Below are 25,761 nucleotides of genomic sequence, written 5' to 3' on the forward strand. Positions count from 1 at the left end.
CGACTCCTCCAAGCGTGCGACGTGCGGGCTGGTTGGACGTACGGGGTCGGCGGACGCGCGGCGAGGGCGGACGCGCCGGGGGACGGACGCACCGGTGACGCTGTCGTGCCCGGTGGGCACACACCGGCCGGCGGGCCCGGGCGGTCAGCGCACGCGGAACGCCGTGAAGGTGGCGGTCCCGGCGCTCCCCCCTCCCGGGGGCGCCGCCGCGAACAGGCCGAGCAGCGCGCCGACCCAACGCCACGGCGTGGCGGCGAAGACCGGCCCGGACGGCTCCCAGCCGTCGCCGGTGTCGGCCAGGAACCGGCAGCGCGCCCCGGCCGACACCTCGACCCGCAGCCCCACCCGGCCGCCCGGGGCCGGACGGGGGTGCGCGGCGTCACGTTCGGCCTCGGCCACGGGCTCGGCGAAGCGGTGCACGAGGCGCACGGTCCCGTCGGCACCCCGCTCCAGGCCGATCCAGGAGAAGGCGTCGCCCAGGACGGCGAGCCCGGCGCGCGCGCCCGGTTCGGGGTCGTCGAGGGCGAGCCCCACCTCGGCGGTGAACGTCTCGGCGGGCAGCCGCTGGGTCAGGACGTGCGGCAGGAGGCGCAGGTCGTGGGCGTCGCCGGTGCGGACGCAGGTCATGCGCAGCCCGTCGCCGCCGTGCTCGACGGTCCACCCGGCGCGGGGGTTGGCGGTCCACTGCCACTGCCGTCCGAAGCGGCCGCCGGGGAAGGAGTCGTCGGTGGCCGGCGCCTCGACGGGCTGCGGGGGCGCGGCCGGCTTGCGGTGGGTGCGGACCGGTTCGCCGGCGTCGCCGATGACGGGCCAGCCGTCCGCGTCCCACGTCATCGGCTGGAGGTGGACCACCCTGCCGTACGGGCCGCGTGCCTGGAAGTGCAGGAACCAGTCCTCGCCGGCCGGGGTGCGGACCCAGCCGCCCTGGTGGGGGCCGTTGACGTCGGTGCGGCCCTGGGCGAGGACGGTCCGCTCCTCGTACGGTCCGGTGAAGTCCCTGGACCGGAAGGCGCCCTGCCAGCCCGTCTCGACGCCGCCGGCCGGCGCGAGGATCCAGAACCAGCCGTCGTGCCGGTACAGCTTGGGCCCTTCGAGGGTGAACCAGCCGGGTATCCGGTCGGCGTCGACGACTGTCTCCCCGGCGTCGAGGAGGGTGCGGCCGTCGCGGCTCATCCGGTGGCCGGTGAGGCGGTTCTTCACCCCGGACCGGGACTTGGCCCAGGCGTGCACGAGGTACGCCTCGCCCGTCTCGTCGTCCCACAGCGGACACGGGTCGATCAGTCCCCTGCCCGCCTTGAGCAGGTACGGCTCCGTCCACGGTCCGCGGACGTCCTCGGCGCTGATCTGGTGGATGCCGTGGTCGGGGTCGCCCCAGAAGATCCAGTACCGGCCGTCGGCATGGCGCAGGCTGGGCGCCCACACCCCTCTGTCGTGGCGGGGCGCCGCGAAGTCGGCCGCGGGCTCCAGGCGGTCCAGCGCGTGGCCGACGAGGGACCAGTTGACGAGGTCGCGGGAGTGGAGCAGGGGCAGGCCCGGGGCGCGGCCGAAGCTGGACGCCGTGAGGTAGAAGTCGTCGCCGACGGCGATGACGTCGGGGTCGGACCAGTCGGCGTCGAGGACGGGGTTGCGGTAGGTGCCGTCGCCGAGGTCGGCGGGGCGGACGGGCGTCATGACAGGGCCTTCCGTACGAGGGCGGCGGCCGCGGGGCGGTCGAGGCGCCCGTCCGCGACGACGGTGACCACGCGGCGGACGACGGTGCCGCCGGCCGGGACGGGCAGGCGGGTGGCCCAGGCGAGGGACGAACCGACGCCGGGGTACTCCGCGGTGCGGACGAACCACGGGTCGCGGCGGGTGTCGTCGGTGCCGCCGGCGAAGACGAGCGTGAAGTCGGCGCCGCGCAGCGCCAGCCAGTCGGCGGTGCGGCCGTGGACGGCTTCCTCGCCCTCGGCGCCGGCGGTGAACACCTCGGGGGGCGGGGTGCCGGCGGGCCCCTTCGGGGCGCGCCAGAAGAAGCCGCCGTACCCGGCGCCGGGGCGGCCGTTGGTGGCCGGGGAACCGATGGTCAGGGCCGCGCCGCCGGGATTGGTGAGGGCGGAGGTGAGGTCCAGGGCCCAGGCGTCGGCGGTGAGGGGGACGGCGGCCGCGGTGCGGCGCTCGCGCAGGAGGTCCGTACCGCCGGAGGTCCACACGAGGTCCTCCACGAAGCCGTCCGGGGCGCGCAGCTTCCAGGCGTGGTGGCGCTGCTCGCCGTGGTTGTCGAGTGCGGTGGGGCCGCGGCCGGCGACGTAGGTGCGGCCGCCCCAGAAGTTCCGGCCCTCGACGTCGGGCACGGCCATGGAGACGCCGAGGTGGTGGAGGTGGTCGGCGGGCCGCTCCTCCGTGACCGGGGTGCCGGCCAGCGTGGTGACGGGGTGCAGGTAGGGGCGGGGCGAGAGGCCGGCCGGCAGGTCGTCCGGGTGGACGTAGCGGCCTACGGTGCGTCCCGCGCAGCTCAGGGGCAGCGGATGCGTCACGGGGCGTTCGCCTCCAGCTCGGAGAAGAGGGACAGGGTCTCGGCGCTCGCGCGGACGAGGCCGTCGACGCCCTTCACGATCCGCCGCCGGGACCCGTCGGCCGTCTCCTCGGCGTACCAGTCGGCGGCGGGCAGGGGGCGGGGGTCGGGGGCGGTGCGGACGGCCTCGACGACGCGCATGAAGGCGCCGGCCCGGTCGGGCGGGACGAGGAGTTCGTCGCCGTCCGCGAGGTGGTGGACGAGGTTCTCCAGCAGATCGGTGCGGCCGTGAACCGTCTCGACGGGGCCGTGTCCGGCGCGCTGCACCAGGACGCGGTCCTGCTTGTACCAGAAGGTGATGCGCCCGCGCCGCCCGTGGACGAGGACGTACGGCTCGCCGGGCTCCTCGGCGCAGAGGGTGACGGCGGCGGTGACGCGGGTGCCGCGCGCGGTGGTGACGCGCAGGCAGGAGGTGTCGTCGGCCTGGATGTCGTTGGCGCGGGCCAGTTCCAGCTCGATGTCCGCGACGTCCTCGGCGAACGGGCTGCCGTCGAGGGCCAGGGCGGTGGCGACGGCGTGGGCGAGGGGGTTGGTGAGCACCCCGTCGACCACGTCGGTGCCGTCGAGGCGCCGCTTCCCGGCCCACGGGGCGCGCCGGAAGTACGCCTCGTCGCGGGCCCAGGCGCCGGCGGCGCCGATGCCGGTGACCTCTCCGACGGCGCCCTCGGCGACGAGTCGGGCGATGGCGCCCAGGGCGTGCGAGCCGAGCGACTGGAAGCCGATCTGGCAGGCGGTGCCGGCGAGGCGGGCCCCGTCGCGGATGCGGTGGAACTCCGCGAAGGACGGGGCGGGCGGCTTCTCCAGGAGGAGGTGGACGCCGCGCCGCGCCGCGGCGAGCGCGAGGTCGGCGTGGGTGGCGATGGGCGTGCAGACGACGGCGATGCGGGCGCCGGTGGCGTCGAGGAGGGCGCCGAGGTCGTCGGACTGGGCGACGCCGGGGAAGCCGTCGAGTTCGGCCGGGTCGAGCGGGCGCAGTTCGCAGACCCCGGCGAGCCGTACGAGCCCGGCGTCGGTGAGGCGTCGGATGTTCTCCAGGTGCCAGCGGCCGTGGCCGCGGGCGCCGGCGAGGACGACGGGGAAGGGCAGTGGTCCGTGGCGCATCCGCGTCAGCCCTTCACCGCGCCGGCGCTGAAGCCGGTGATGAGCCACTTCTGGATGAACGCGAAGACGATCACGACGGGGACGGCGGCGATGACGCCACCCGCGGCGAGGGCTCCCAGGTCCACGCTGTCGGCGCCGATGAGGGTGTTGAGGCCGACGGGGATCGTCTGCTTGTCCTGCTCGCTGAGGAACATCAGGGCGAACAGGAAGTGGTTCCAGCTGTGGACGAAGGCGAAGGAGCCGACGGCGACCAGGCCGGGACGCAGCAGTGGCAGGACGACCGCGCGGAAGGCGCGCATCCGGGAGCAGCCGTCGACCCAGGCGGCCTCCTCCAGGGAGACGGGCACGTTCTTGATGAATCCGCTGATCAGGATCATCGACAGGGGCAGTTGGAAGACGGTCTCGGCGATGACGACGCTGCCGAGCGAGTTGATCATCTGGAGGTTGCGGAAGATCTCGAAGAGCGGGACGAGCATGAGCGCGCCGGGGATGAACTGGGAGCACAGCAGCGCCAGCATGAAGGCGTTCTTGATGCGGAAGTCGAACCGGGCGAGCGCGTACCCGCCGGCGAGGGCGACGGCGGTGGTGGCGACCAGGGTGGCGACGCCGACGATCATGCTGTTCTGGAAGAAGATCCCGAAGCTGCGCTCGTTCCAGACCTTCTCGAAGTGCGCGGTGGTCATCGGCCAGGGGACGAGGGAGGTCGAGCCGGCGGGGCGCACCGCGAACAGCAGCATCCAGTAGAAGGGGACGAGCGTGAACAGCAGGTACAGCGCGAGCGGGAGGTAGATCTGCCAGCGCGGCACGTCGTCGAAGGCGCGCTCGCGCCGCGGCCGGCGGCGGGGGGTGGCCGGGGGCGCCGGCGGGTCCTGGGCGGGCACGCGTGCGGGGGTGCCCTGCTCCGCGAGTGCGGCGGTCATGCGCGGTCGCCTCCGAACTTGCTCAGGCGCAGATAGAGGATGGAGCAGAAGAGGAGGATCACGAACGCGACCGTGGTGAGCGCCGAGGCGTACCCGAAGTCGTGGCCCTCGATGCCGGTGTTCGCGATCATGAGGGGGAGGGTGGTGGTGACGCCGGCGGGGCCGCCGCCGGTGAGCGTGTACAGCAGGTCGACGTTGTTGAACTCCCAGACCGCGCGCAGCAGCGTGGAGAGGATGATGGCGTCCTTGAGGTGCGGCAGCGTGATGTGGAGGAACTGCCGCATCCGGTTCGCGCCGTCGACCGACGCCGCCTCGTAGAGGTCCTTCGGGATGGACTGGAGGTCGGCGAGGATGAGGATGGCGAAGAAGGGGACGCCGCGCCAGAGTTCGGCGACGACGGCGGCCCAGAAGACGGTCCCGGTGTCGGAGAGCACGGACGTGCCGTAGGTGCCGATGCCGACGTCGGCCAGGTAGCGGCTCATGCCCGTGGAGGGGTTGTAGAGCAGCATCCAGATCGTCGTGGTGAGGACGCCGGAGACCGCCCAGGGCGAGAAGACCAGGGAGCGGGCGACGGCCCGGCCGACGAAGGTCTGGTTGACGAGCAGGGCGAGGACGAGGCCGAGGGCGAGCTGGAGGCCGACCTGCACGACCACCCACTTGGCGCTGAAGGCCAGCGTGGACCAGAAGAGGGGGTCCTCGGTGAAGGCGCGGGTGTAGTTCTCGAAGCCCGCGTAGCCGTTCTTCCAGGGCTTGGTGACGTTGTAGTGCCGGAGGCTGTAGTAGAAGACGCTGAGCACCGGGTAGGCGATGAAGCCGAGCATCAGCAGGCCGGCGGGGGCGATCAGCAGGTACGGCAGGCGGCGTGGTGCGGCTCCGGTCCCCGTGCGGCGTCGGCCGGCCCGGGGTTGCTGCGCCACGGCTGCGGCGTGGGCCATGACATTCTCCGTTCGTCATTGCGTGGGGTGAAGCGCTTTCCGGATCGCGTTCGAGATCTCGGACATACGGGCTCGGGATCCGGTCCGGGCGTCGACGGGGGCGGTTCAGCCCGCGTACGGCTCCGGCACGTTCCCGGGCCGCGCCAGGAACGCGAAGTCGCAGCCGGTGTCGGCCTGGGTGACCTGCTCCTGGTACAGCGCGCCGTAGCCCCGCTCGTAGCGGTCGGGCGGCGGCGTCCAGGCGGCCCGGCGCCCGGCCAGCTCCTCGTCGTCGACGTGGAGGTGGAGGGAGCGGGCGGCCACGTCGAGCGTGATCAGGTCGCCGGTGCGGACGAGGGCGAGCGGCCCGCCGACGTACGACTCGGGCGCCACGTGCAGCACGCACGCCCCGTAACTGGTGCCGCTCATCCGGGCGTCGGAGATCCGCACCATGTCCCGCACCCCCTGCTTCAGCAGGTGGTCGGGGATGGGCAGCATGCCGTACTCGGGCATGCCGGGGCCGCCCTTGGGGCCGGCGCCGCGCAGGACGAGGACGTGGTCGGCGGTGATGCCGAGCGCCGGATCGTCGATGGTGCGCTGCATGGTCCGGTAGTCGTCGAAGACGACGGCGGGGCCCGTGTGCCGCAGCAGGTGGGGCTCGGCGGCGATGTGCTTGATGACGGCCCCGTCGGGGCAGAGGTTGCCGCGCAGGACCGCCACCCCGCCCTCCTCGGCGAGGGGCTCTTCCCGGGGCCGGATCACCGCGGGGTCGTGGACCCGGGCGCCCGCGAGCTGTTCGCGCAGGGTCGTGTGGGCGACGGTGGGCCGGTCGAGGTGGAGCAGGTCGGTGATCCGGGAGAGGAAGCCGGGCAGGCCGCCGGCGAAGTGGAAGTCCTCCATCAGGTACCGGCCGCCGGGGCGCAGGTCCGCCAGGACCGGCACGGTGCGGGCGATGCGGTCGAAGTCGTCGAGGGTGAGCCGCACCCCGGACCGGCCCGCCATGGCGATCAGGTGGATCACCGCGTTGGTGGAGCCGCCCAGGCCGAGGACGGTCGTCACGGCGTCCTCGTACGCCTCCCGGGTGAGGATCCGCGACAGCCGCAGGTCCTGCCGGACCAGTTCGACGATCCGCAGGCCGGCTGCGGCGGCCATCCGGTCGTGCCCCGAGTCGACGGCCGGGATGGACGAGGCCCCGGGCACGGTGACGCCGAGCACCTCGGCGGCGGCCGTGAGCGTCGAGGCGGTGCCCATCGTCATGCAGTGGCCGGGCGATCGGGCGAGCCCGCTCTCCAGTTCGGCCATCTCGCAGTCGCCGATGAGGCCGGCGCGCCGGTCGTCCCAGTACTTCCACATGTCCGTGCCCGAGCCGAGGACCTCGCCCCGCCAGTGGCCCGGCAGCATCGGGCCGGCCGGGACGAAGACGGTCGGCAGGTCGACGGAGGCGGCGCCCATGAGGAGCGCCGGGGTGGTCTTGTCGCAGCCCCCCATCAGCACCGCGCCGTCGACCGGGTAGGAGCGCAGCAGCTCCTCCGTCTCCATGGCGAGCATGTTGCGGTAGAGCATCGGGGTGGGCTTCTGGAACGTCTCGGAGAGCGTGGAGACGGGGAACTCCAGCGGGAAGCCCCCGGCCTGCCACACCCCCCGCTTCACGGCCTGCGCCCGGTCACGGAGGTGGACGTGGCAGGGATTGATGTCCGACCAGGTGTTGAGGATCGCGACGACCGGCTTGCCCAGGTGCTCCTCGGGGAGGTAGCCGAGCTGCCGGGTGCGGGCGCGGTGGCTGAAGGCGCGCAGACCGGAGGGGGCGCCGCTGCCGTACCACTGCTCGCTGCGCAGGGCGGGGGCCCGCTCCTCACCGGCGGGCGGGGTGCTGTCGGTGCTCATGCGTCCCATTCCTTGACCATGTCGGCGATCTCGGCGCGGCGCGGCTCGGGCAGCAGCCGGCTCGGCGGGCGCACGTCACGGCGGCACAGGCCGAGCGCGGCGAGGGCCTCCTTGACGACGGTGACGTTGTTCGCGGCCTGGTCGGCGGCCCGCAGGTCCTCGAAGCGGCGGATGCGGTCCCACACGCGCAGGGCGGCCGGGTAGTCGCCCGCCCGCAGCGCCCGCAGCATCGCGAGGGAGACCTCCGGCGAGACGTTGACCAGCCCGGAGGTGAAGCCGGTGGCCCCCATCGCCCAGTACGACGGGGCGTAGAGCTCGGCGAGCCCGGCGATCCACACGAACCGGTCGAGCCCGGCGTCGCGGGCGACGGCGGCGAACCGGGCCGCGTCGGGGACGGCGTACTTGACGCCGATGACGTTCGGGCACAGCTCGCCGAGGCGGGCGATCGCCGCGCCGTCCAGCAGCGGGTTGCGCACGTACGGGACGACGCCCAGCTCGGGGACCGCGTCGGCGATATCGCGGTGGTAGTCGACCCAGCCGTCGCGGGAGACGTACGGGTGGACCGGCTGGTGGACCATGACCATGCCGGCCCCGGCGGAACGGGCGTGCCGGGCGGCGGCCGTGGCGGTCGGCACGTCGTGGCCGACGCCGACGAGGACGGCGGCGCGGTCGCCGGTCTCCTCGGCGGTGAGCTCGGTGACGAGGCGGCGCTCGTCCGGCGTGAGCGTGTAGAACTCGCCGGTGTTGCCGTTCGGGGTGACGGCCCGCACGCCGCTGTCGAGCAGCCGGCGCAGCAGGGCGCGATACGTGTCCCGGTCGACGCCGCCGTCGGCGGCGAAGGGGGTCACGGGGATCGCGACGACGTCCGCGAGCGCCGCCCTCAGCGATGAGTGGTCCATGCGTACCGGCCTTTCCGAGCTGTCTGTCGGGGTGTCACGGGGTGGGTGGGGGTGTGTCACGGGCGGGGGTGCCCCGGGTGGGGGGCGGCACCGGGTGGGGGTGCGTGGGCCGGTGGGGCGTGCACGCGCGCGGTGGGCGGGCCGGCGGTCACGGCAGGTGCGGGCCCTCGCCGTCGGGGCCGCCGGGGAAGGCGCGCCGCACGAACCGGGCGATGTGCTCGCGCAGGGCCAGGGCGGCCCCGTCGGCGTCGCCGGCCAGGGCGAGGTGGAGGATGCCGCGGTGCTCCTCGGCCTCCCGCTGCCACGACGGGTCGGCGCTCCAGGCGACGGTCGAGACGAGCGCCGCCTGGTCGCGGACCTCGTCGAGCATCCGGGCCAGCAGGGGGTTGCCGCAGGGCAGGTACAGGGCCCGGTGGAACTCGCGGTTGGCCAGCGAGCGTTCGGCCTGGTCGGCGGCGACGTCCGCCTGGGCGAGCGCTTCGCCGGCGGCGTCCAGGGACGCGCGGCGGGTGATGGTGCGGCGCAGCGCCTCGGGTTCGAGGAGCAGGCGCACGTCGTAGACCTCGCGGGCCATGGCGGCGTCGACGGTGCGCACGGTGGCGCCCTTGTACTGGCTCATGACCACCAGCCCGGTGCCGGCGAGGGTCTTGAGCGCCTCCCGCACGGGCGTCTTCGACACGCCGAACTGCGCGGCCAGTTCCGCCTCGACCAGGGCGCGGCCGGGTGGCAGTCCGCCGGTGAGGATGGCGTGCTTGATCGCCTCCAGCACGTACTGCGTACGGGAGGGGATGGGGCTGGGGGCGAAGGCCATGCGGGGTCTCATATCTCGCGTATCGCGTCTCATATATGACGTACGAAGTACGACGGCGACGAACGTAGGGCGGCCCGGAGCGTTCGTCAACGCTTCTGACAGAACTCGTCGTTGGGGATGTCCGGCACCCGCCGGCCGGGCGGGCGCGGTCGTACGCGCGCACCCGGGCGCGCGGGGACGGCGCCCGGGGTCCGCGGGGGCGCCCCGCCGGGGCGCGCGCAGGGCCGGGGCGGGAGCGGGAGGCGCGGCACGGCACGGCAGTGGGGAGGCCGGGGCGCGGAGCCCCGGCGCGGGAGGGGACGCGGGCGCCGCGGGGCGGGGCTCGACGGCGGGGCGGCACCCGACAGGGGGAGGGCACCCGGCGGCAGGCGCCGCAGGGGGCCGCGGGGGCGGCGGCCGGACCGGTGGCCGCCGCCCCCGGGTCAGGCGGGGGCGGCCGTGAGGGCGCGCAGGGCGGACCCGACGGCGGCCAGGTCCGCGTCGGAGGCCAGACCGGCGTGGTACAGGCGCAGTTGGTTCGCGCCCAGCTCCCGCGCGCGGGCGGCGTCGGCGGCGAGCGTGGCCGGGGAGCCCCCCATGCCGGAGACCACCGCGAAGTTGGCGGCGAGGACGGTCTCCCCGTGTGCGTGGGCGGCGAACGGAGGCAGTACCGCCTGCGCGCCGCCGCCCGTACAGGGCAGGACGACGCCGTCCGCGACGGACAGGACGCGTCCGGGGTCCACGCCCGGGTTGGGGCCGGTGCGGTACGGGGCGGGGTCGGCGTGCAGGAGGACGCGGAAGCCCGGGGGCGCGGCCGCCCGTACGGCCGCGACGGCCGACTCCTGGAGGGCGTGGGCAGCGCGGGTGCGCCAGGCGAGGGTGGCGTCGGCGAGGTCGGCGCCCAGCAGCTCGCGGACGGCCGGCCAGCCCGCGGCGGTCGACCCGCCCGCGGCCCACACCGGCGCGAGCGCCCGGCGCACGGCGGCGGCGGTCGCGTCCGGGTCGAGGCCGTGGTCCGCGTACCCGTCGCGGCAGGCGGCGCAGAAGCACAGCGACATCAGGTACTGGGCGGCGTCCCCGAGGGGGACGCCGGCGATCTTGTCGTGGGCGTGCAGGTGGGCCATCCCGTACCAGCCGCACGACTCCAGTTCGGTGCCGCGCGCCCCGGGCCGCACCGCGGCCTCGGCGGCCAGGTCGACGAGGTACTCCCGCACGGCCGGCCGCGCGACGCAGGGCGCCCACGGGTAGCGGTCGCCGTAGGCGTTGACGACGGAGGTGCCGGGGTGTTCGGCGCCGAGTCGGGAGTTGTGCGCGAGGACGACCCAGCTGTGGACGTCCAGTCCGGCGGCCTCCAGGGCCGAGGCGGCCTCCCCGTAGGCGTCGCCGGGCGCCCATTCCCCGGCCGCGTAGGGCACGAGGTCGCGGCCGGCCCAGCGGGAGGGGTCGGGCGGGTAGAGGACGGCGGCGTACCCGGCGGTGACGAGGCGGTGCCGCGGGTGGCGCGGGGTGAGGGCTCGGGTGGAGTGGTACGCGGAGGCGAGGGTGACCTGCCGGACGCCGAGGTCGGCGATCCGCTCCGCCGCGTCGGGGTCGCCGACGACGTCCCAGGGGTAGAGGAAGGCGGAGGTCCTCACCGCTCGCCCCCCAGCAGGTCCCGGCCGCGTGCGACGATGCGGGCGAGCTCCTCGACGTGGGCCGGCGCGGGGTCGCTGAGCGGCGGACGGACCCCGCCCACTTCCAGGCCGCCGAGCCGTACCGCTGCCTTGACCAGCGACACGGCGTACCCCCGCCCCTGGGCGCGCAGTTCGACCAGCGGCCGGTAGAAGCCGTCGACGAGCCGGTGCACGGTGGCGTCGTCGCCCGTGTCCAGCGCCCGGTGGAAGGCGAGGGCGATGTCGGGGGCGAAGCAGAAGACGGCGGAGGAGTAGAGGGTGACGCCGATGCCCCGGTAGGCGGGGCCGGTGAGTTCGGCGGTGGGCAGGCCGTTGAAGTACAGCAGGTCGAGCCCTTCGGCGCGTACGGCGCTGACGACGCGCTGCATCAGGTCCAGGTCGCCGTGGCCGTCCTTGAGGCCGATGATCCCGTCGACGCGGGCGAGGGCGACGGCCGTCTGCGGGGTGAGGACGGCGTTGTCGCGCTGGTAGACGATGACGTCGAGGGCGGTGGCCGCGGCCAGGGCGGTGTAGTGGCGCAGCAGCCCCGCCTGGTCGGCGACGACGAGGTAGGGCGGCATGGCGAGCAGGCCGTCGGCGCCCGCCTCCTCGGCGATCCGCGCGTACCGGACGGCGAGGGCGGTGCCGTACCCGGTACCGGCCACCACCGGTACCCGTCCGGCGGTCTCCTCGACGGCGGCCGTCACGCAGGCCCGGAACTCCTCGGGCGTGAGGGCGTGGAACTCGCCCGTGCCGCAGCAGGCGAAGACCGCGCCGGCGCCCGCCTCGACGCCGGCGCGCACGTGCGCCCGGAAGACGTCGAGGTCGAGCGCGCCGTCGGGCCCGAAGGCGGTGACGGGGAAGAACAGCAGGCCGTCGAGCCGGCCGGCGAGCGGGGGTGGGGTCACGGGCGCTCCCTGGGCGAAGCCGTCGAGTGGTCCGGCGGTGCACGGCGAGACGGCAGACAGAAGGTTGGACGATGTCCATATGCGTGAACTGCCTGCACGCTAGGGCAGCACCGAGCAGCAGGTCAAGGCCGGAACTACCCCCTTGCGCCCGACCCTTGACGCCCTCCGGCGGCCTCACTAGCGTGTCCACACTTGTGAATGATGTCTACGTATCCGCAGGGAGCCCCACCGATGTCCGCTGACCGCACCGTCCTGCTCACCGGCGCCGCCGGCGGCCTCGGCACCCTGATGCGCGAGCTGCTGCCCGCGTACGGGTACGCACTGCGCCTGCTCGACGTCGCCCCCGTCGAGGGCGCCCCCGACGCCATCACCGCCGACCTCGCCGACACGGCGGCCCTGCGCGAGGCGGTCCGGGGCGTCGACGCGATCATCCACCTCGCGGGCATCTCCCTGGAAGCCCCCTTCGACCGGATCCTGCGCGCCAACGTCGAGGGCACGTACAACCTCTACGAGGCCGCCCGCGAGGAGGGCGTCCGCCGGATCGTCTTCGCCTCCAGCAACCACGCCGTCGGCTACACCCCCCGCCCGCGCGCGGGGGACCCGCTCATACCGGTCGACACCCCGCGCCGCCCGGACACCTTCTACGGCCTGTCGAAGTGCTTCGGCGAGGACCTGGCACAGCTGTACTGGGACCGGCACGGACTGGAGACGGTCTCCGTGCGGATCGGCTCCTGCTTCCCCGAGCCCACCTCCGTGCGGATGCTCTCGGTGTGGCTCAGCCCGGCCGACGCCGCCCGCCTCTTCCACGCGGCGCTCACCGCCGAGGGCGTCGGCCACACCGTCGTCCACGGCTCGTCCGCCAACACCCGGTTGTGGTGGGACCTCACCTCCGCCCGCGCCCTCGGGTACGCGCCACAGGACGACTCCGAGCCCCATGCGGCTCGGCTGGTGGCCGAGCAGGGCGAACTGGACGACGCGAATCCCGATCACGCCCACCTCGGCGGCCACTTCTGCACCAACCCGCCCCGCTGGCCGCACTGAAGGCACCGGAGGCACGAACGCGACCGGACCGCGGGCAGGGGACGACCGGACGCGCCGGACGGGCCGGACGCGCCGGACGGGCCGGGGGCGGCGGACGGGCCGGACGACGGGAGGCGGAGGAGCCGCGGGCCGGGGAGCGCGGCGGGCCGGCGGGCGCGGCGGGCCGGCGGGCGTCGGGGAGGGAGGGCCCCGCAGGGGGGAGGCGTGCAGGTCCGGCCCGGTCTCACGGGGGGCGATGCGGGCCGGACCTGCGACGCGGACGCGGTGGCGTACCCACGGGGGACGGGCACGCCGTCGACGCGTCGTGATCGACAGTAGAGGCCGCCGAAACGATCAATGATCCGCCGAGCGCGGCCCGCTGTCCGCGTTGCGCGGCGCACCTGGGGCGGCGCGGCCCGCACCCGCGCCGGCGCGGCTCACCGCCGGCCTCCGGGCGGCGGGGTGTGCAGGGTCTGCGAGGGAGCCTCCCCGAACCGCTCCCGGTACCGCGCCGCGAACCGCCCCAGGTGCGTGAAGCCCCAGCGCCAGGCGACCTCACTGACCGTCAGCCCGCCGTCCGGCTCGGCGCCGCGCAGCTCGTCGCGGACCCGCGCCAGCCGGACGTCCCGGACGTACCCCATCGGCGTCGTCCCCACGTGCGCGCGGAAGGACTCCTGGAGTCTGCGGGTGCTCACGCGCGCGAGGCCGGCCAGCTCCGTGGCGGTGAAGGGGTGCTCGGGCCGCTCCCGCACCGCGTCCATCACCCGCTTGACCGGCGCCGGGCGCAGGGTGCGGTCCGGCTCGTCGAGCTCGTCGCGGTACGGGTGGTCCGCGGCCAGCAGCAACCCCGTGAGCAGCGCGTCCTGCAGCGGGGCGGCGACCAGCGGGTGCTGGGCGAGCCCGGTGGGGTCGGCGGCCTCGCGGGCCAGCCGGCGCACGAGCGTCGCCCAGTCGCGGCCGGCCCCGCGCGTCAGGTCGAGCGCCGGCTCCAGCACGAGCCCGCGCGGCGGGGTGCGGCCCAGCAGCTCCTCCAGCCGCCGCCGCAGCGCGGCCGTCTCGACCTTGACGGCGACCACCCGGCAGTCCCCCGCCCAGCGCTCCACGACCACGTGCCCGCGCGGGTCGAGCACCGTGCCGGAGGCGGGCGTCGCCGTCACCACGCGCCCGCGGCCCTGCCGCACCTCCAGCCGCCCGCTCAGCGGCACGTTCACGTGGTACGCGCCGAGCTCGCCGAAACGCAGCCGGACGTCGGCGCCGCAGCGCATGTCGCCCACGACCATCGCCCCCAGGCGTACCGTGTCGAAGCACGCCGAGAAGCGCCGCCCCCGCTGCTCGATGACGTCCATGAAGGTGGCGTAGAACCGCGCCCCGATCTCCCGGCGCGCCTCCTCCACGTCCCCCGTGCGAAAAATGGTCCCTGCGCTCACGCAGCCGAAGGATAGGCGCCCGGGAAAACCGCGTGCCGCCCGGCCACCCCTCACACGATCATGGGGGCATGCCACGACCCTCGGGATTCACCCATGTACGGCGCGCGGACGGCACGGTGGAGATCACGCACCGGGGTCGCGCCGCCGGGACCCTCCGGGGCGGCCGCGCCGAGAAGTTCCTCGCCGAGGCCGCCACCGGCGACGCGCAGCTGGTGATGGCCCGCTGGACCGGCGCCTACCGGCACGGCACCGAGCGGACCGCCCGGGACCACCCCCGCAACCGGGGTGGCCGAAGGTAAGGGAACGGTAAAGCGGAGTCGCTCGTTACGTCAGTCATGACAGCTATGACCCCCGGCTCGAACATCCCCCTGTCCGCAGCGCGCGTGGCGGTGGACGTCACCGCCCCGGTGCGGCTGGACGTATCGGGCCTGCTGCTCACCGCCCACGGCAAGGTGCGCTCCGACGACGACTTCATCTTCTACAACCAGCCGTCGGGCCCCGGCGTCACCTACCGGTCCGGCGGCGGCACCGCGCCCGACGCGATCACCGTCGACACGGCGGCGGTCCCCGCGGACATCGACCGGATCGTCGTCACGGCGAGCCCGGACGCCGCGGGCCGGACGTTCGAGGGCACCGAGCCCACCGCGACCATCCGGGACGCCGCCACCGGCGCGGTCCTCGCGACGTTCACCCCGCCCCGGCTCGGCTCCGAGACGGCGCTGGTCGTCGTCGAGGTGTACCGGCGGGGCGACGCCTGGAAGGCCCGCGCGGTGGGCCAGGGGTACGCGAACGGGCTCGCCGGCATCGCCACGGACTTCGGCGTGACGGTCGAGGAGTCCCCCGCGGCCCCCGCCCCGAGCCCCACTCCTCAGGCGCCCCCCGCCCCGGCCCCCGTGGCACCTCCGGTCGCGGCCGCCGCTCCCCCGGCGCCCCCGGCTCCTCCCGCGGCGCCCGGCAAGGTCAACCTCGACAAGGGCCGGGTCAGCCTCCGGAAGAACGAGACGGTCTCCCTGGTCAAGGGCGGCCGCCCGCTGCTGTCCCAGGTGAAGATGGGCCTCGGCTGGGAGCCCGCCTTCCGCGGCAAGGACATCGACCTGGACGCGTCCGTCATCGCGTACGGCCCGCAGCGCAACCACCTGGACAGCTGCTACTTCGGCAAGCTGACCATCCTGGGCGGCTCGATCCGCCACTCCGGCGACAACCTCACGGGCGAGGGCGCGGGCGACGACGAGGTCATCACCGTCGACCTGGGCCGGCTGCCCGCCGACGCGACGGGGCTGGTCTTCACGGTGAACTCCTTCTCCGGGCAGAAGTTCACCGAGGTCGCCAAGGCGTACTGCCGGCTGCTCGACGGCGCGACCGGCGAGGAGCTGGTGCGCTTCGACCTGACGGGCGCCGAGCCGCAGACGGGCGTGCTCATGTGCAAGCTGATCCGGCAGTTCTCCGGCGAGTGGGAGATGACCGCGATGGGCGACTTCGTGAAGTCCCGCACGGTCCGCGGCATGGTGCGCCCGGCGGCTTCGGCGCTGTAGCCGTGCGGCGCCGGCGGCTCCGGAAACCCCCCGGCGGAGCCGCCGGCGCCCCGGCGGGTGTCGCGCGTCCCGGCCGCCCGCGCCCGTGGGGCCCACGCCGCCCCGTCGGGAGCCGGACCGCCCCGTCGGGAGCCGGTTCAGCGTCGCGGTGCCCGGTGCCAGGGGCCGGTGACGGCGAGGAGGATGCCGGGCCGCTGGATGCAGGCGTAGAGCGTCCCGCCGTCCGGCGAGAAGACGACACCGGCGAACTCGGAGTCGTTGAGGTCGTTGCGGGCGATCGGGTACGTGCGGCCGGAGTCCGTCGCGCCGAAGAGGTGCTGGACCCCCGCGCCGTCCTCGGCGATGACGAGGCCGCCGTACGGGGAGACGGTGATGTTGTCGGGCCCGTCGAGGGCGCCGTCCGCGCCGGGGTCCGCGTTGACGCCGAGCAGCACCTTCAGGGTGAGGGTGCGGCGCCGGGGGTCGTAGAACCACACCTGCCCGTCGTGCGGGGTGCCGGGGCTCTCGGCGCGGGCGTACGAGGAGACCAGGTAGGCGCCGCCGTCCGCCCACCACATCCCCTCCAGCTTCCGGCCGCGCGTGACGGCGTCGTCGCCGAACTGCTCGCGCACGGGGACGGCGGAGGCGTCACGGTCGGGCACGTCCACCCAGTCGACGCCGAGCACGGTGCCGGTCCGCGTGGCGCGCGACAGGTCGTCGACGAACCGGCCGCCGGAGTCGAAGCAGCGGGGGGCCTGGAGCACCCCGGCGTCGTCGGCGAGGGTGCGCAGCCGGCCGCGGCCGTGCCGGAAGCCGTGCGGGGGCACCCACCGGTAGAAGAGCCCGTTCGGGCCGGAGGCGTCCTCGGTGAGGTAGGCGTGGCCGCGCCGCGGGTCGATGACCACCGCCTCGTGGTCGAAGCGGCCGAACGCCTTCACGGGGCGCGGGTCGCGGTTGGCGCGCCGGTCGCAGGGGTCGACCTCGAAGACGTAGCCGTGGTCGCGGGTCATGCCGTTCTCACCGGCCCGGTCGGAGTTCTCCTCGCAGGTGAGCCAGGTGCCCCACGGCGTGGCGCCGCCGGCGCAGTTGGTGGAGGTGCCGGCGATGCCGACCCACTCGGCGGTGCGGCCGTCGCGGCGCACCTCGACCACGGTGCAGCCGCCGGCCGCCGCCGGGTCGTAGACCAGTCCGTCGGCGAGCGGGACCGGGTTCGCCCACCGGGCGCGGGGGCCCTTCAGCTCGTGGTTGTTGACGAGGAGGGTGACGCCCCGGGGGCCGGGGAAGGCGGCCGTGCCGTCGTGGCGGTCGGGGGTGAACTCGCCGGTGTCCAGGCGGGTCACGCCGGCGTGGGTGAGGACCCGGTAGGAGAAGCCGGCGGGGAGGGCCAGCAGTCCCGCCGGGTCGTCGAGCAGCGGGCCGTACCCGCGCCCGCCCGTCTCCCGGGGGGCGGCGACGGCGCCCGGCGCGGTGGCGAGGGCGCCGACGCTGCCGGTGAGGGCGAGGGCCGTGCCGGTGGCGGCGAACTCCCTGCGGGTGAGCGACATGGATACTCCCTGGTGGGCGGCGGGTGACGCCCCACGCTCGCGCCCGCTCCTGAACGGCCGCTGAACGCCACGCGTACCGCCCCGGTCACCCGCGTGGCCGGACACCCGGCGGCGCGGGGCCGGACACCCCGGCGGCGGCGGTCCGGGGCCCGTCCGCAACCGGCGCGCACCGCCCGGATTCCGTCCGGCACCGGAATGGCGCCTCCGCGACACGCACGGCCGCCGGCGCGTCAGGAGCCGGTGCGGGACCGGGCCTTGAAGGCCGCCTTGCGGGCGTCCTTGGCGAGCTGCCGGTCGCGGTGGAGGCGCCCCATCGCCTCCAGCACCTCGGGCGTCGAGGGGTGCTCGACACGCCACGCCTCGTGGAAGAAGCCGCTGTGGCGGCCCGTCAGCCCCTCGACGAGGTCCTGGAGCTCGTCCAGGTCGCCGTCGGCGTCCAGCTGGGCGGCGATCGTGTCGATGGCCAGCCAGAAGATCATCGTCTCGGGCGGCGGGGGCACGTCCGCCGCGCCCCGCTCGGCCAGCCACACCCGGGCCAGCCCGCCGAGCTGCGGATCGTCGAGGACCTCCCGCACGGCCGGTTCGGCCTCGGCGCCGACCAGGGCGAGCGCCTGCTGGCAGTGCAGGCGCCGCAGCGGGGAGCCGGCGTCGGCGCCCCGGGCCGCGGCGAGCAGTTCGCGGGCGGCAGCGACGGGCTCGCGGCCGGCCAGCCACTGCTCCGTCTCCGCGCGCGCCGCCGCCTGAGGGAAGCCGCCCACGGCGCCGAGCAGCTCGTCCGCGCCCCGCTCGGCGAGGTCCCCGACCGCGGGCGCGGCGACCCCTGCCTCCAGCAGGCGGCTGCGGACGCCGTAGAGGCCGAGGGGGGTGAGTCGTACCATCCCGTACCGGGCGACGTCCTCCTCGTCGAGGTCGGCGGGCGACGGCTCGTCGGCGCCCTCCTCGGTCATCAGCTCCTCGTCGACGGGGCGGTACTCGACCAGGCCCATCGGCTCCAGCACACGGAACTGGTCGTCGAGCCGCATCATCGCCTCGGACACCTGCTCCAGCACGTCGTCCGTCGGCTCGCCCATGTCCTCGGGGATGATGACGGACGCGGCGAGCGCCGGCAGCGGCACGGGCCCGTCACCGGCCCCGTGCTCGGCGACGGTCAGCGCGTAGAGGTTGGCCAGGATTCCGTCGAGGAAGGCGGCCTCCGCCTCGGGGTCCCAGTCCAGCGCCTCGAAGTCGAGGGTGCCGTCCTCGCCGATGAGCGCGTCGACGTCGTCCAGGACGGGCGCGGCGGCGTCGGCGAAGACCGTCTCCAGGCCGTCCAGCCAGAGGGCCAGGACGTCCTGCGGGCCACCGCGGGTCACCAGCGGCAGGGCCTCGCCCGCCACGGCCGTGCCCGCGTCGCCCCCGCCGTCCGCCGGGTCGTGGACCTCCACCAGCCCGGTGTCCACCGCGACCCGCCACGCCTCGCTCGCGTACGCCTCGCCCTCCTCGTCGCGGGGCAGGCCCAGCACCTCGGCGGCGTCGCCCAGCTGCGCGTCGACGAGTTCGCCGCCCGCGCCGACCCGGGTCTGCGGACCGGCCCAGCGGGCGAGCCGCACGGCGCGCGCCAGCAGCGGCGCGGCCAGCGCGGCCCGCGCCAGTTCGGCGTCCGGTCGAAGGCGCACCGGCGGCAGGGTCGGGCGGTCTACGGGCATCAGCGGTTACTCCTCGACGACGTGCGGCGGCGGCGGTCCGGGCTCAAGCCGCCCCCAGCGTAGACGCATTCGCGGGCATGTCCGGCGTTCATGCACCTGTCAGACGGCGTCCGCCCGGAACCCCTTGACAAGGACCCCGCCCACCACAGAGATTGACGCGCGTAGAGCGGCCACCCCTCCATTTTTCGCCACTCCACGCACCCTCACCTCCCACCACCCCTTGGAGTCCATCCATGGCTTCCTCCCTGCCGAGAACCGCAGCCGTCTCGGCCGTCGTCGCCGCCGCTCTGGCCGGCGGCCTGCTCGCCGGGGCCTCCACCTCGGCGGCGGACACGACCGACACCGTCCGCATCCACGACGTGCAGGGCTCCACCCGCGTGTCCCCGCTCGTCGGGCAGCGCGTCACGGACGTCCCCGGTGTCGTCACGGGCGTCCGGGACCACGGCTCGCGCGGCTTCTGGTTCCAGGACCCGCGAGGAGACGGAGACGCGGCGACCAGCGAGGGCCTGTTCGTCTTCACCAGCTCGAAGCCGACCGTCGCCGTCGGCGACGCCGTCACGGTGTCGGGCACGGTCACCGAGTACGTCCCGGGCGGAGTCGCCTCCGGCAACCAGTCGCTCACGCAGATATCGAAGCCCACCGTCACCGTCGTCTCCTCCGGCAACCCGGTACCGGCGCCCGTGACCGTCACCGCCCGTTCCGTGCCGGACGCGTACACCCCCGCGGGCGACCCGGCGAACGGCGGCTCGATCAACGGCCTGCCGCTGCGCCCCGACCGGTACGCCCTGGACTACTACGAGTCGCTGGAGGGCGCCAACGTCCGCATCGGCTCCTCGCGCGTCGTCGGACCCAGCACCGAGCACGCCGAGCTGTGGGTGACCGTCAAGCCCCGCGAGAACGCCAACCACCGGGGCGGCACGGTCTACGGCTCGTACACGTCGCAGAACACCGGCCGCCTGAAGGTCCAGTCGCTCGTCCCGCTCGCCCAGCAGCCCTTCCCGACCGCGAACGTCGGCGACGTCCTCGCGGGCGTGACCGAGGGCCCGCTGGACTTCAACCAGCACGGCGGCTACACCCTCACGGCGCGGACCCTCGGCACCGTCCAGGACCGCGGCCTGGTGCGCGAGAAGACCCGTCCGCAGCACCACGGCGAGCTGGCCGTCGCCACGTACAACGTCGAGAACCTCGACCCGACCGACCCGCAGGAGAAGTTCGACGCGCTCGCGAAGGCCGTCGTCGACAACCTCGCCTCCCCCGACGTCCTGGCGCTGGAGGAGATCCAGGACGACAACGGCGCCAAGAGCGACGGCACCGTCACCGCCGGCGAGACGCTGAAGCGGTTCACGGACGCGATCGTCGCCGCCGGCGGACCGGCCTACGCGTGGCGCTCCATCGACCCGCAGGACGGCAAGGACGGCGGCCAGCCCGGCGGCAACATCCGCCAGGCGTTCCTCTTCAACCCCGCCCGTGTCTCCTTCACCGACCGCGCGGGCGGCGACGCGACGACGGCCACCGGGGTCGTCAAGGAGCGCGGCAAGGCGGCGCTCACCCTCTCCCCCGGCCGGATCGACCCGGCGAACGCCGCCTGGGAGAACAGCCGCAAGCCGCTCGCGGGCGAGTTCACCTTCCGCGGGCGCACGGTCATCGTGGTCGCCAACCACTTCGGCTCGAAGGGCGGCGACGAGTCGATCGTCGGGCACCGCCAGCCGCCGAACCGTTCCTCCGAGGCGCAGCGCCACCAGCAGGCGCGGGTCGTCAACGCCTTCGTCAAGGACGTCCTGGCCGTTCAGCGCAACGCCGACGTCGTGGTCCTCGGTGACATCAACGACTTCGAGTTCTCCGACACGACCGAGGCGCTCACCGACGGCGGCGCCCTGCACGCGGCCATCACCAGCCTGCCGTGCTCCGAGCGCTACTCGTACGTCTTCCAGGGCAACAGCCAGGTGCTGGACCAGATCCTGACCAGCCCCGGCATCCGCCACTTCTCGTACGACAGCGTGCACATCAACGCGGAGTTCGCCGACCAGAACAGCGACCACGACCCGCAGGTGCTGCGCTTCCGCCCCTGACGCACCCCACCGCTCCCGCGGAGCGCGCCTCCCGAGGCGAGGACCTCACGGGGGCCGCTCCGCGGGGGCGTCCTCGCGGGGGCGTCCCGCGGACGCCTCTTCGCAGGGGGCGCTCCGCGGGGCGTCCCGCGGGGGTGTCCTCGCGGGGCGTTCGCCGCTACGCGTCCGCGGCGAGGCTGAGCGCGGGCGTGTAGCGGCGCACCCGGCTGCGGACCAGCCCGGGGTGGGTCCGCACCCGCCTCCACTGCGGGGTGGGTCCTCCGAAGCCGCCGCCGGGCGCGGCGAGGGCCTCCTCGTGGGCGGCGGCGCTCTCCCACTCGGCGTAACCCAGCACGCGGGTGCCGTCCAGGCCGGTGTGGAAGTGGGCGGAGACGCCCCCGGGGTGCGGCGCCGGATGGTCGGCGAGCGCCTCGAACACCGCGTCCACCCAGCCCCGTTGACGGGCCGGATCCGGTCCGTCGAACTCCACGTCCACCGTCACCACGCACCCCGGCACCCGGTCGTCGCCCGGCGCGGGCACGACGCTGCGGTGGAGCGCGTACGAGTGGAGCGCGACGCGCTCGATGCCGGGCACCGCGGCGTCGATCGCGGCGTTCCTGGCGGTGCGTTCGGTGCGGACGAGTTCCTGGTAGGCGTCCTCGGACCGCCACTGCGAGTAGTGGAGCAGGGTGTCGCCGTCCGCGCCGACGTGGACGGTGTACGAGAGCAGCCCGTCGGTCGGCCACTGTCGTGCGAGCCAGGTGCGGGCGATGGCGTCGACGGCGGCGCGCTGCCGCTCCGGTGTGCCGACGCGCCAGGTACTGGCCTTGACGAGGCCGACTCCCGGACGGGTGAGGTCGGGGCGGGCGTGCGGTCGGACGTGCGCGGTCATGCTGCCTCCACGGCGGAACCGCCCGGCCGGACCCCGTGGTCCGGCCGGGCAGTTCCATCCTCAGAGCTCAAGCGCGCTTGAGGTCAATGGTCGGAGGGCCACGTTCCGGTGAGCTTCCGCACCCCGGTCGCGCCGCCGCGGTCCACGGCCGCCCGCACCGTCGCGAAGATCGCCCCCTGGAGGGCGGCGGCGATCAGGACCTCCCGCCAGGAGCGGTCCTCGTCCAGCGCGTCGGGGGCGTCGCTGCCCCGCCCGACGGCCGCCCACGCCTTGCCGAACAGCGAGCTCGCGAGGGCACCGCCCGCGAGCCCCAGCAGCAGCCCGACCGGCCGGTACAGCATCTTCTGCTTCCGCTTCGCCTTCTTCGTCGTCACCCGCATGCGCTTCTGTCCCCTCATCGACGTCCCTTCCCCTGCCGTGACCGGCTCAGGAGCACTCCGGCGAGCACCACCGCCCCCACCGCGGCCGCCACCAGCACCATCGGCCGGTGGTCCGCGCGCGCGAACCGCGCCCGCAGATCCGTCTTCGCCACGAGCTGGTCGAGCGTCTCGACCAGCTCCTCGCGCCGTTGCGCCGCTTCGAGGCGCAGTTCGTCGGGCCGAGTCATCGGTGGACCGTCTCCTTGATCTCGTCGATGTCCGAGCGGATGCCGTCCATGGCCCGCTCGGGCAGGGGCGGCGCGGCCTTGCGCAGTCGGGCGCGGCCCGCGAGGGCCAGGGCGCCGGCGGCGGCGAAGAGGACGACGGTCACGATCAGCGCGGCCGCCCAGACCTCCAGCACCAGCGCGAGGAGCGCCACGCAGGTCCCGGCCAGCGCCATGAGCCCGATGTAGGCGAGGGCGGTCGCGCCCCCGAGCAGCCCGCCACCGACTCCGGCCCGCTTGCCCTTGACGGCCAGTTCGGCCTGTGCGGTGCGCAGTTCGGCCCTGACCAGCTCGGACAGCTGTTCCGAAGCCCGCTTGACCAGCTCGCCGACCGAGGGTTCTGCGGCCACGGCGGATCGCCTCCCTTCCTGTACACGTACGGGCACCCCGGGTACCCGCGACGTCCGCGCCCATGCCGCGCTTGGCACTGCTTCACCTCGCACCGGAGGGGAACCAAGCGGACCTACGAAAACCGGGCCCCAAGACCGCCGGGACGACCCACGACGGCACCGCTCGCCCTCCCTTCGGCCGCGTCCCGTGCGCGATGGGGACGCCCTTCGCCCCCTCCGGTGAGGCGCCGGACCACGAGCGGGCCGCGCGGCTCGCCACGGACCCCGTGGCCGGGGGGTGCGACGGCCCGGTCCGCAACGGAACGACGGGCGGGTCCCCCACCCCGTCCGGCGCCGAGAAGGCCGCGCTCCTCCGGGCCGTGCTTGAGGCGGTCGGGGAGGGCGTGCCGCTCGTGGCGGGCCTGGGCACGGCGGAGACCGCCCCCACCGCCGGACCGGCCCGGCAGACGGAGGCGGCCGGCGCCGACGGCCCGCCGTACTCCAGCCGGCCTCCCCAGGCGGCCGTGGGGGCGCACGTCCGCCGGGTCGCCGACACGACGGGGCTGCCGCCGGCGCTGTCCGACATCCCGGGCCCCTCCGGTGCGCGGATCGAGCCGGAGCCGGTGCCGCGACTCGCCGACCATCCGCGCATCGTCGCGGTGAAGGGCTGCTCCCACGACCTGCCGGGCGCGGTCAAGGTGCTCGCGGGACCCCGCTCGCCCTCTACTCGGGGGGCGACGAGCCGAACGTGCCGCTGTACGCGATCGCGGCGCGGGGTGCGTCAGCACCGTCGCGAACGCGGCGCCCGGCGCGGTGCGGGCGGGTGCTGGACGCGTTCGACGCGGGGGACACGGCCGGTGCCGCTGCGGGAGCTGATGACGGGGTCGGGGCTGCCGGGCGCGGTGACGGTGAGGGCCCTCCTGGACGCGGGCCCGGTCCGCGAACCGCTGCAGCCCGCCGACCGCGGGGCGGTCGACGGGCTGCGGAGGGCGTACGAGGAGATGGTCAGCCGCTGACGACGTTCCGGCCGAGGACGGCGACGTGCTCCAGCACGTCCTCCATCGGGTCGTCGATCTGGCCGGCGTTGACGAGGGCGACCCGGGGGCCGTTGTGCGCGTGGTCGTTGGTCTCGTCCGCGTGCGCGGCCCCGGCCGAGAACGCTCCGGTCAGCGCGAGCACTCCGGTGAGCACGAGCGTCCTGGTGATCTTCATGTACGTTCCTCGCCTTGCCGTTTCGTGTGACCCTGCGTCCACCTGTTAATCGGCCCGGACGGCCGCAGGTCACGCGGGATCACACGATCGGTGACGGGCGGGGCTCAGTTGTGACTGTGCAGGACGTCGTTGAGGCCGCCCCAGACGGCGTTGTTGGGGCGGGCCTCGACGGTGCCGGTGACCGAGTTGCGGCGGAAGAGGATGTTCGACGCGCCGGACAGCTCGCGGGCCTTGACGACCTGGCCGTCGGGCAGGGTGACGCGCGTGCCGGCCGTGATGTACAGACCGGCCTCGACGACGCACTCGTCGCCCAGCGCGATGCCCACGCCCGCCTCGGCGCCGATGAGGCAGCGCTCGCCGACGGAGATGATGACGTTGCCGCCGCCGGAGAGGGTGCCCATCGTGGAGGCGCCGCCGCCGATGTCGGAGCCGTCGCCGATGACGACGCCCGCGGAGATGCGGCCCTCGACCATGGACGTGCCGAGCGTGCCGGCGTTGAAGTTGACGAAGCCCTCGTGCATGACGGTGGTGCCGGCCGCGAGGTGCGCGCCGAGCCGGACGCGGTCCGCGTCGGCGATGCGCACGCCCTTCGGCGCGACGTAGTCCGTCATGCGGGGGAACTTGTCGACGCTGGTCACCTGGAGGTGCAGCCCCTCGGCGCGGGCGTTGAGGCGGACCTTCTCCAGGTCGTCCACGGCGACGGGGCCGAGGCTCGTCCAGGCGACGTTGGCGAGGAGCCCGAAGACGCCGTCGAGGTTCTGCCCGTGCGGCCGGACGAGCCGGTGGCTGAGCAGGTGCAGGCGCAGGTAGGCGTCGTGCGCGTCGAGCGGCTTCTCGTCCAGCGAGGCGATGGTGGTGCGCACGGCGACGACCTCGACGCCGCGGCGGGCGTCGACGCCGACGGCCTTGACGGCGCCCTCCCCGAGGAGGTCGACGGCCTGGTCGGGGGTGAGCCGCTCGGTTCCGGCGGGCCCGGCCGCCTCGGTCAGCTCGGGGGCGGGGAACCAGGTGTCGAGGACGGTGCCGTCGCCGGCGATGGTGGCGAGACCGGCCGCGACGGCTCCGGTGGTACGAGGTGCAGAAGTCATGCCCCGAACCTAACCGGCCTCCCCGCTCCCGTGCTAACCGGTCTCAGCCGGCGGGCCGCCGCCCCGCCGTCCCCGCCCCGCCGGGCGGGGAGCCGGCGGGCGCGTACGGACGAAAGGGGCGGCGGCCCGTGGACGGTGCCGCACGGCGCGGGGCCGATGCCCTCAGCTCACGGCGCGAGGCACCCCGTGGCGGGGATCTCCGACGGGACGGCGGGGGCGGACGGGTCGATGAGCCCGGTGATGTCCGAGGGGGTGGCCGCCAGGCACTGCACGGTGGCGACCGGGTCGACGACGGCACCGGCCGACGGCGCGAGGACTCCGAAGGCTGCGAGGACGGCGGCGGTTCCGGCGAGGACGGTGGCGAGACGACGCACGGGGACTCCCTTTCACGAAGTGGTCGAGGCGCCGCCCCGTGGCGGGACGGGCCGCTCCGTGGCTGCCCCACCGGCCGCGTGGATACGCGCGCTGTCACCCGTAGGGGGTGCGGGGAAACGATCCGCCACCCGTGTCGGACGACGCCGCCCCGAGCCGGGACGCCTCCTGGGGCCGGCGGGTCGACGCGGGACACGCGGCCCGCAGACCTGCGCGGGACGCGAAGTGCGGCCGGGCCGGTACGCGCGACGGCCGTGGGCCCCCCGGGGGGCCGGGGGGGCCCCCGGCGCCCCCCCCCCGGGGCGGGGGGGGCCGCGGGGGGGGAGTGTTTTGCCCCCGCCCCCCCCGGCGCGCCCCCCGCGGGCCGGGTA

24 protein-coding genes and 1 pseudogene are annotated in these 25,761 nt (G+C 75.1%); 5 read left to right on the forward strand and 20 right to left on the reverse strand.

Annotation, left to right across the window (positions count from 1 at the left end; genetic code table 11):
• Positions 1-144: 144 nt before the first annotated feature.
• From ACF053_RS16765 to ACF053_RS16810, 10 genes are all read right to left on the reverse strand, one after another.
• Entirely contained in the window at positions 145-1,671 is a 1,527-nt protein-coding gene (locus ACF053_RS16765; RefSeq protein WP_391954594.1) for a glycoside hydrolase family 43 protein, read from the reverse strand.
• Positions 1,668-2,513: a DUF6807 domain-containing protein gene (locus ACF053_RS16770; RefSeq protein ID WP_391954595.1), complete on the reverse strand. Its 846-nt coding sequence runs from the start codon at positions 2,511-2,513 to the stop codon at positions 1,668-1,670. The genes ACF053_RS16765 and ACF053_RS16770 overlap by 4 nt, the downstream gene beginning before the upstream one ends.
• The gene (locus ACF053_RS16775; protein WP_391954596.1) at positions 2,510-3,652 is read right to left on the reverse strand and encodes a Gfo/Idh/MocA family protein; all 1,143 of its coding nucleotides are present in this window, start codon (positions 3,650-3,652) and stop codon (positions 2,510-2,512) included. Before ACF053_RS16775 ends, ACF053_RS16770 begins: the two co-directional genes overlap by 4 nt.
• A 5-nt stretch (positions 3,653-3,657) precedes the next feature.
• A complete protein-coding gene (locus ACF053_RS16780; protein ID WP_391954597.1) occupies positions 3,658-4,572 on the reverse strand; it encodes a carbohydrate ABC transporter permease in 915 nt (304 codons plus the stop codon).
• Entirely contained in the window at positions 4,569-5,507 is a 939-nt protein-coding gene (locus ACF053_RS16785; RefSeq protein WP_391954598.1) for a carbohydrate ABC transporter permease, read from the reverse strand. The genes ACF053_RS16780 and ACF053_RS16785 overlap by 4 nt, the downstream gene beginning before the upstream one ends.
• Before the next feature lie 105 nt (positions 5,508-5,612).
• Positions 5,613-7,370: an L-arabinonate dehydratase gene (araD, locus tag ACF053_RS16790; RefSeq protein WP_391954599.1), complete on the reverse strand. Its 1,758-nt coding sequence runs from the start codon at positions 7,368-7,370 to the stop codon at positions 5,613-5,615.
• Positions 7,367-8,269 (reverse strand): dihydrodipicolinate synthase family protein, encoded by a 903-nt coding sequence (locus ACF053_RS16795; RefSeq protein ID WP_391954600.1) that lies wholly within the window; start codon positions 8,267-8,269, stop codon positions 7,367-7,369. Before ACF053_RS16795 ends, araD begins: the two co-directional genes overlap by 4 nt.
• Before the next feature lie 148 nt (positions 8,270-8,417).
• On the reverse strand, positions 8,418-9,080 hold the full coding sequence (locus ACF053_RS16800) for a GntR family transcriptional regulator (RefSeq protein WP_391954601.1): 663 nt from the start codon (positions 9,078-9,080) through the stop codon (positions 8,418-8,420).
• A 422-nt stretch (positions 9,081-9,502) separates the two neighbouring features.
• A complete protein-coding gene (locus tag ACF053_RS16805) occupies positions 9,503-10,693 on the reverse strand; it encodes a hypothetical protein (RefSeq protein WP_391954602.1) in 1,191 nt (396 codons plus the stop codon).
• The gene (locus tag ACF053_RS16810) at positions 10,690-11,619 is read right to left on the reverse strand and encodes a 5-dehydro-4-deoxyglucarate dehydratase (protein ID WP_391954603.1); all 930 of its coding nucleotides are present in this window, start codon (positions 11,617-11,619) and stop codon (positions 10,690-10,692) included. Before ACF053_RS16810 ends, ACF053_RS16805 begins: the two co-directional genes overlap by 4 nt.
• A gap of 231 nt (positions 11,620-11,850) precedes the next feature.
• Here ACF053_RS16810 and ACF053_RS16815 point away from each other — a divergent pair, with 231 nt between their 5' ends.
• On the forward strand, positions 11,851-12,660 hold the full coding sequence (locus ACF053_RS16815; RefSeq protein WP_391954604.1) for an NAD-dependent epimerase/dehydratase family protein: 810 nt from the start codon (positions 11,851-11,853) through the stop codon (positions 12,658-12,660).
• 416 nt (positions 12,661-13,076) lie between these two features.
• Here the strand turns inward: ACF053_RS16815 and ACF053_RS16820 are convergent, their stop codons facing one another.
• Positions 13,077-14,066: an AraC family transcriptional regulator gene (locus ACF053_RS16820; protein ID WP_391954605.1), complete on the reverse strand. Its 990-nt coding sequence runs from the start codon at positions 14,064-14,066 to the stop codon at positions 13,077-13,079.
• Positions 14,067-14,134: 68 nt separating this feature from the next.
• On the opposite strand from ACF053_RS16820, the gene ACF053_RS16825 reads away from it, so the two are divergent.
• Positions 14,135-14,365, forward strand: coding sequence for a hypothetical protein (locus ACF053_RS16825; RefSeq protein WP_391954606.1), 231 nt, complete (start codon positions 14,135-14,137; stop codon positions 14,363-14,365).
• A 45-nt stretch (positions 14,366-14,410) separates the two neighbouring features.
• Positions 14,411-15,598 carry a TerD family protein gene (locus ACF053_RS16830; protein WP_391954831.1) on the forward strand — a complete coding sequence of 396 codons (1,188 nt, stop codon included), beginning with the start codon at positions 14,411-14,413 and terminating at the stop codon, positions 15,596-15,598.
• A gap of 137 nt (positions 15,599-15,735) precedes the next feature.
• Here the strand turns inward: ACF053_RS16830 and ACF053_RS16835 are convergent, their stop codons facing one another.
• Complete coding sequence (locus ACF053_RS16835) at positions 15,736-17,121, reverse strand: alkaline phosphatase PhoX (RefSeq protein ID WP_391954607.1); 1,386 nt, start codon at positions 17,119-17,121, stop codon at positions 15,736-15,738.
• Between the two features lie 230 nt (positions 17,122-17,351).
• A complete protein-coding gene (locus tag ACF053_RS16840) occupies positions 17,352-18,806 on the reverse strand; it encodes a hypothetical protein (protein WP_391954608.1) in 1,455 nt (484 codons plus the stop codon).
• A gap of 233 nt (positions 18,807-19,039) precedes the next feature.
• Between ACF053_RS16840 and ACF053_RS16845 the strand changes: the two genes are divergently transcribed.
• Positions 19,040-20,875, forward strand: coding sequence for an endonuclease/exonuclease/phosphatase family protein (locus ACF053_RS16845; RefSeq protein ID WP_391954609.1), 1,836 nt, complete (start codon positions 19,040-19,042; stop codon positions 20,873-20,875).
• 157 nt (positions 20,876-21,032) lie between these two features.
• Here the strand turns inward: ACF053_RS16845 and ACF053_RS16850 are convergent, their stop codons facing one another.
• The 4 genes from ACF053_RS16850 to ACF053_RS16865 all read right to left on the reverse strand — a co-directional run bounded on the left by ACF053_RS16850 (position 21,033) and on the right by ACF053_RS16865 (position 22,739).
• A complete protein-coding gene (locus ACF053_RS16850; protein ID WP_391954610.1) occupies positions 21,033-21,746 on the reverse strand; it encodes an antibiotic biosynthesis monooxygenase in 714 nt (237 codons plus the stop codon).
• An 83-nt stretch (positions 21,747-21,829) separates the two neighbouring features.
• Positions 21,830-22,144, reverse strand: coding sequence for a DUF4235 domain-containing protein (locus ACF053_RS16855; protein WP_391954611.1), 315 nt, complete (start codon positions 22,142-22,144; stop codon positions 21,830-21,832).
• A complete protein-coding gene (locus ACF053_RS16860; RefSeq protein WP_058943189.1) occupies positions 22,141-22,353 on the reverse strand; it encodes a DUF3618 domain-containing protein in 213 nt (70 codons plus the stop codon). The genes ACF053_RS16855 and ACF053_RS16860 overlap by 4 nt, the downstream gene beginning before the upstream one ends.
• A complete protein-coding gene (locus ACF053_RS16865; RefSeq protein ID WP_391954612.1) occupies positions 22,350-22,739 on the reverse strand; it encodes a phage holin family protein in 390 nt (129 codons plus the stop codon). Before ACF053_RS16865 ends, ACF053_RS16860 begins: the two co-directional genes overlap by 4 nt.
• Positions 22,740-22,801: 62 nt before the next feature.
• Between ACF053_RS16865 and ACF053_RS16870 the strand changes: the two are divergent.
• Positions 22,802-23,734, forward strand: a pseudogene (locus ACF053_RS16870) (dihydrodipicolinate synthase family protein).
• Here ACF053_RS16870 and ACF053_RS16875 read toward each other — a convergent pair.
• From ACF053_RS16875 to ACF053_RS16885, 3 genes are all read right to left on the reverse strand, one after another.
• Complete coding sequence (locus ACF053_RS16875) at positions 23,724-23,930, reverse strand: hypothetical protein (protein ID WP_391954613.1); 207 nt, start codon at positions 23,928-23,930, stop codon at positions 23,724-23,726. The pseudogene ACF053_RS16870 and the gene ACF053_RS16875 overlap by 11 nt on opposite strands.
• A gap of 104 nt (positions 23,931-24,034) precedes the next feature.
• Positions 24,035-25,018: a 2,3,4,5-tetrahydropyridine-2,6-dicarboxylate N-succinyltransferase gene (gene dapD, locus ACF053_RS16880; protein ID WP_391954614.1), complete on the reverse strand. Its 984-nt coding sequence runs from the start codon at positions 25,016-25,018 to the stop codon at positions 24,035-24,037.
• Positions 25,019-25,185: 167 nt separating this feature from the next.
• Positions 25,186-25,392, reverse strand: a complete 207-nt coding sequence (locus ACF053_RS16885) for a hypothetical protein (protein ID WP_391954615.1) — start codon at positions 25,390-25,392, stop codon at positions 25,186-25,188.
• Between the last annotated feature and the right edge of the window lie 369 nt (positions 25,393-25,761).

Origin of the sequence: Streptomyces kanasensis, assembly GCF_043077165.1 — a bacterium.
In the GTDB taxonomy this organism is placed as follows: domain Bacteria; phylum Actinomycetota; class Actinomycetes; order Streptomycetales; family Streptomycetaceae; genus Streptomyces; species Streptomyces changanensis.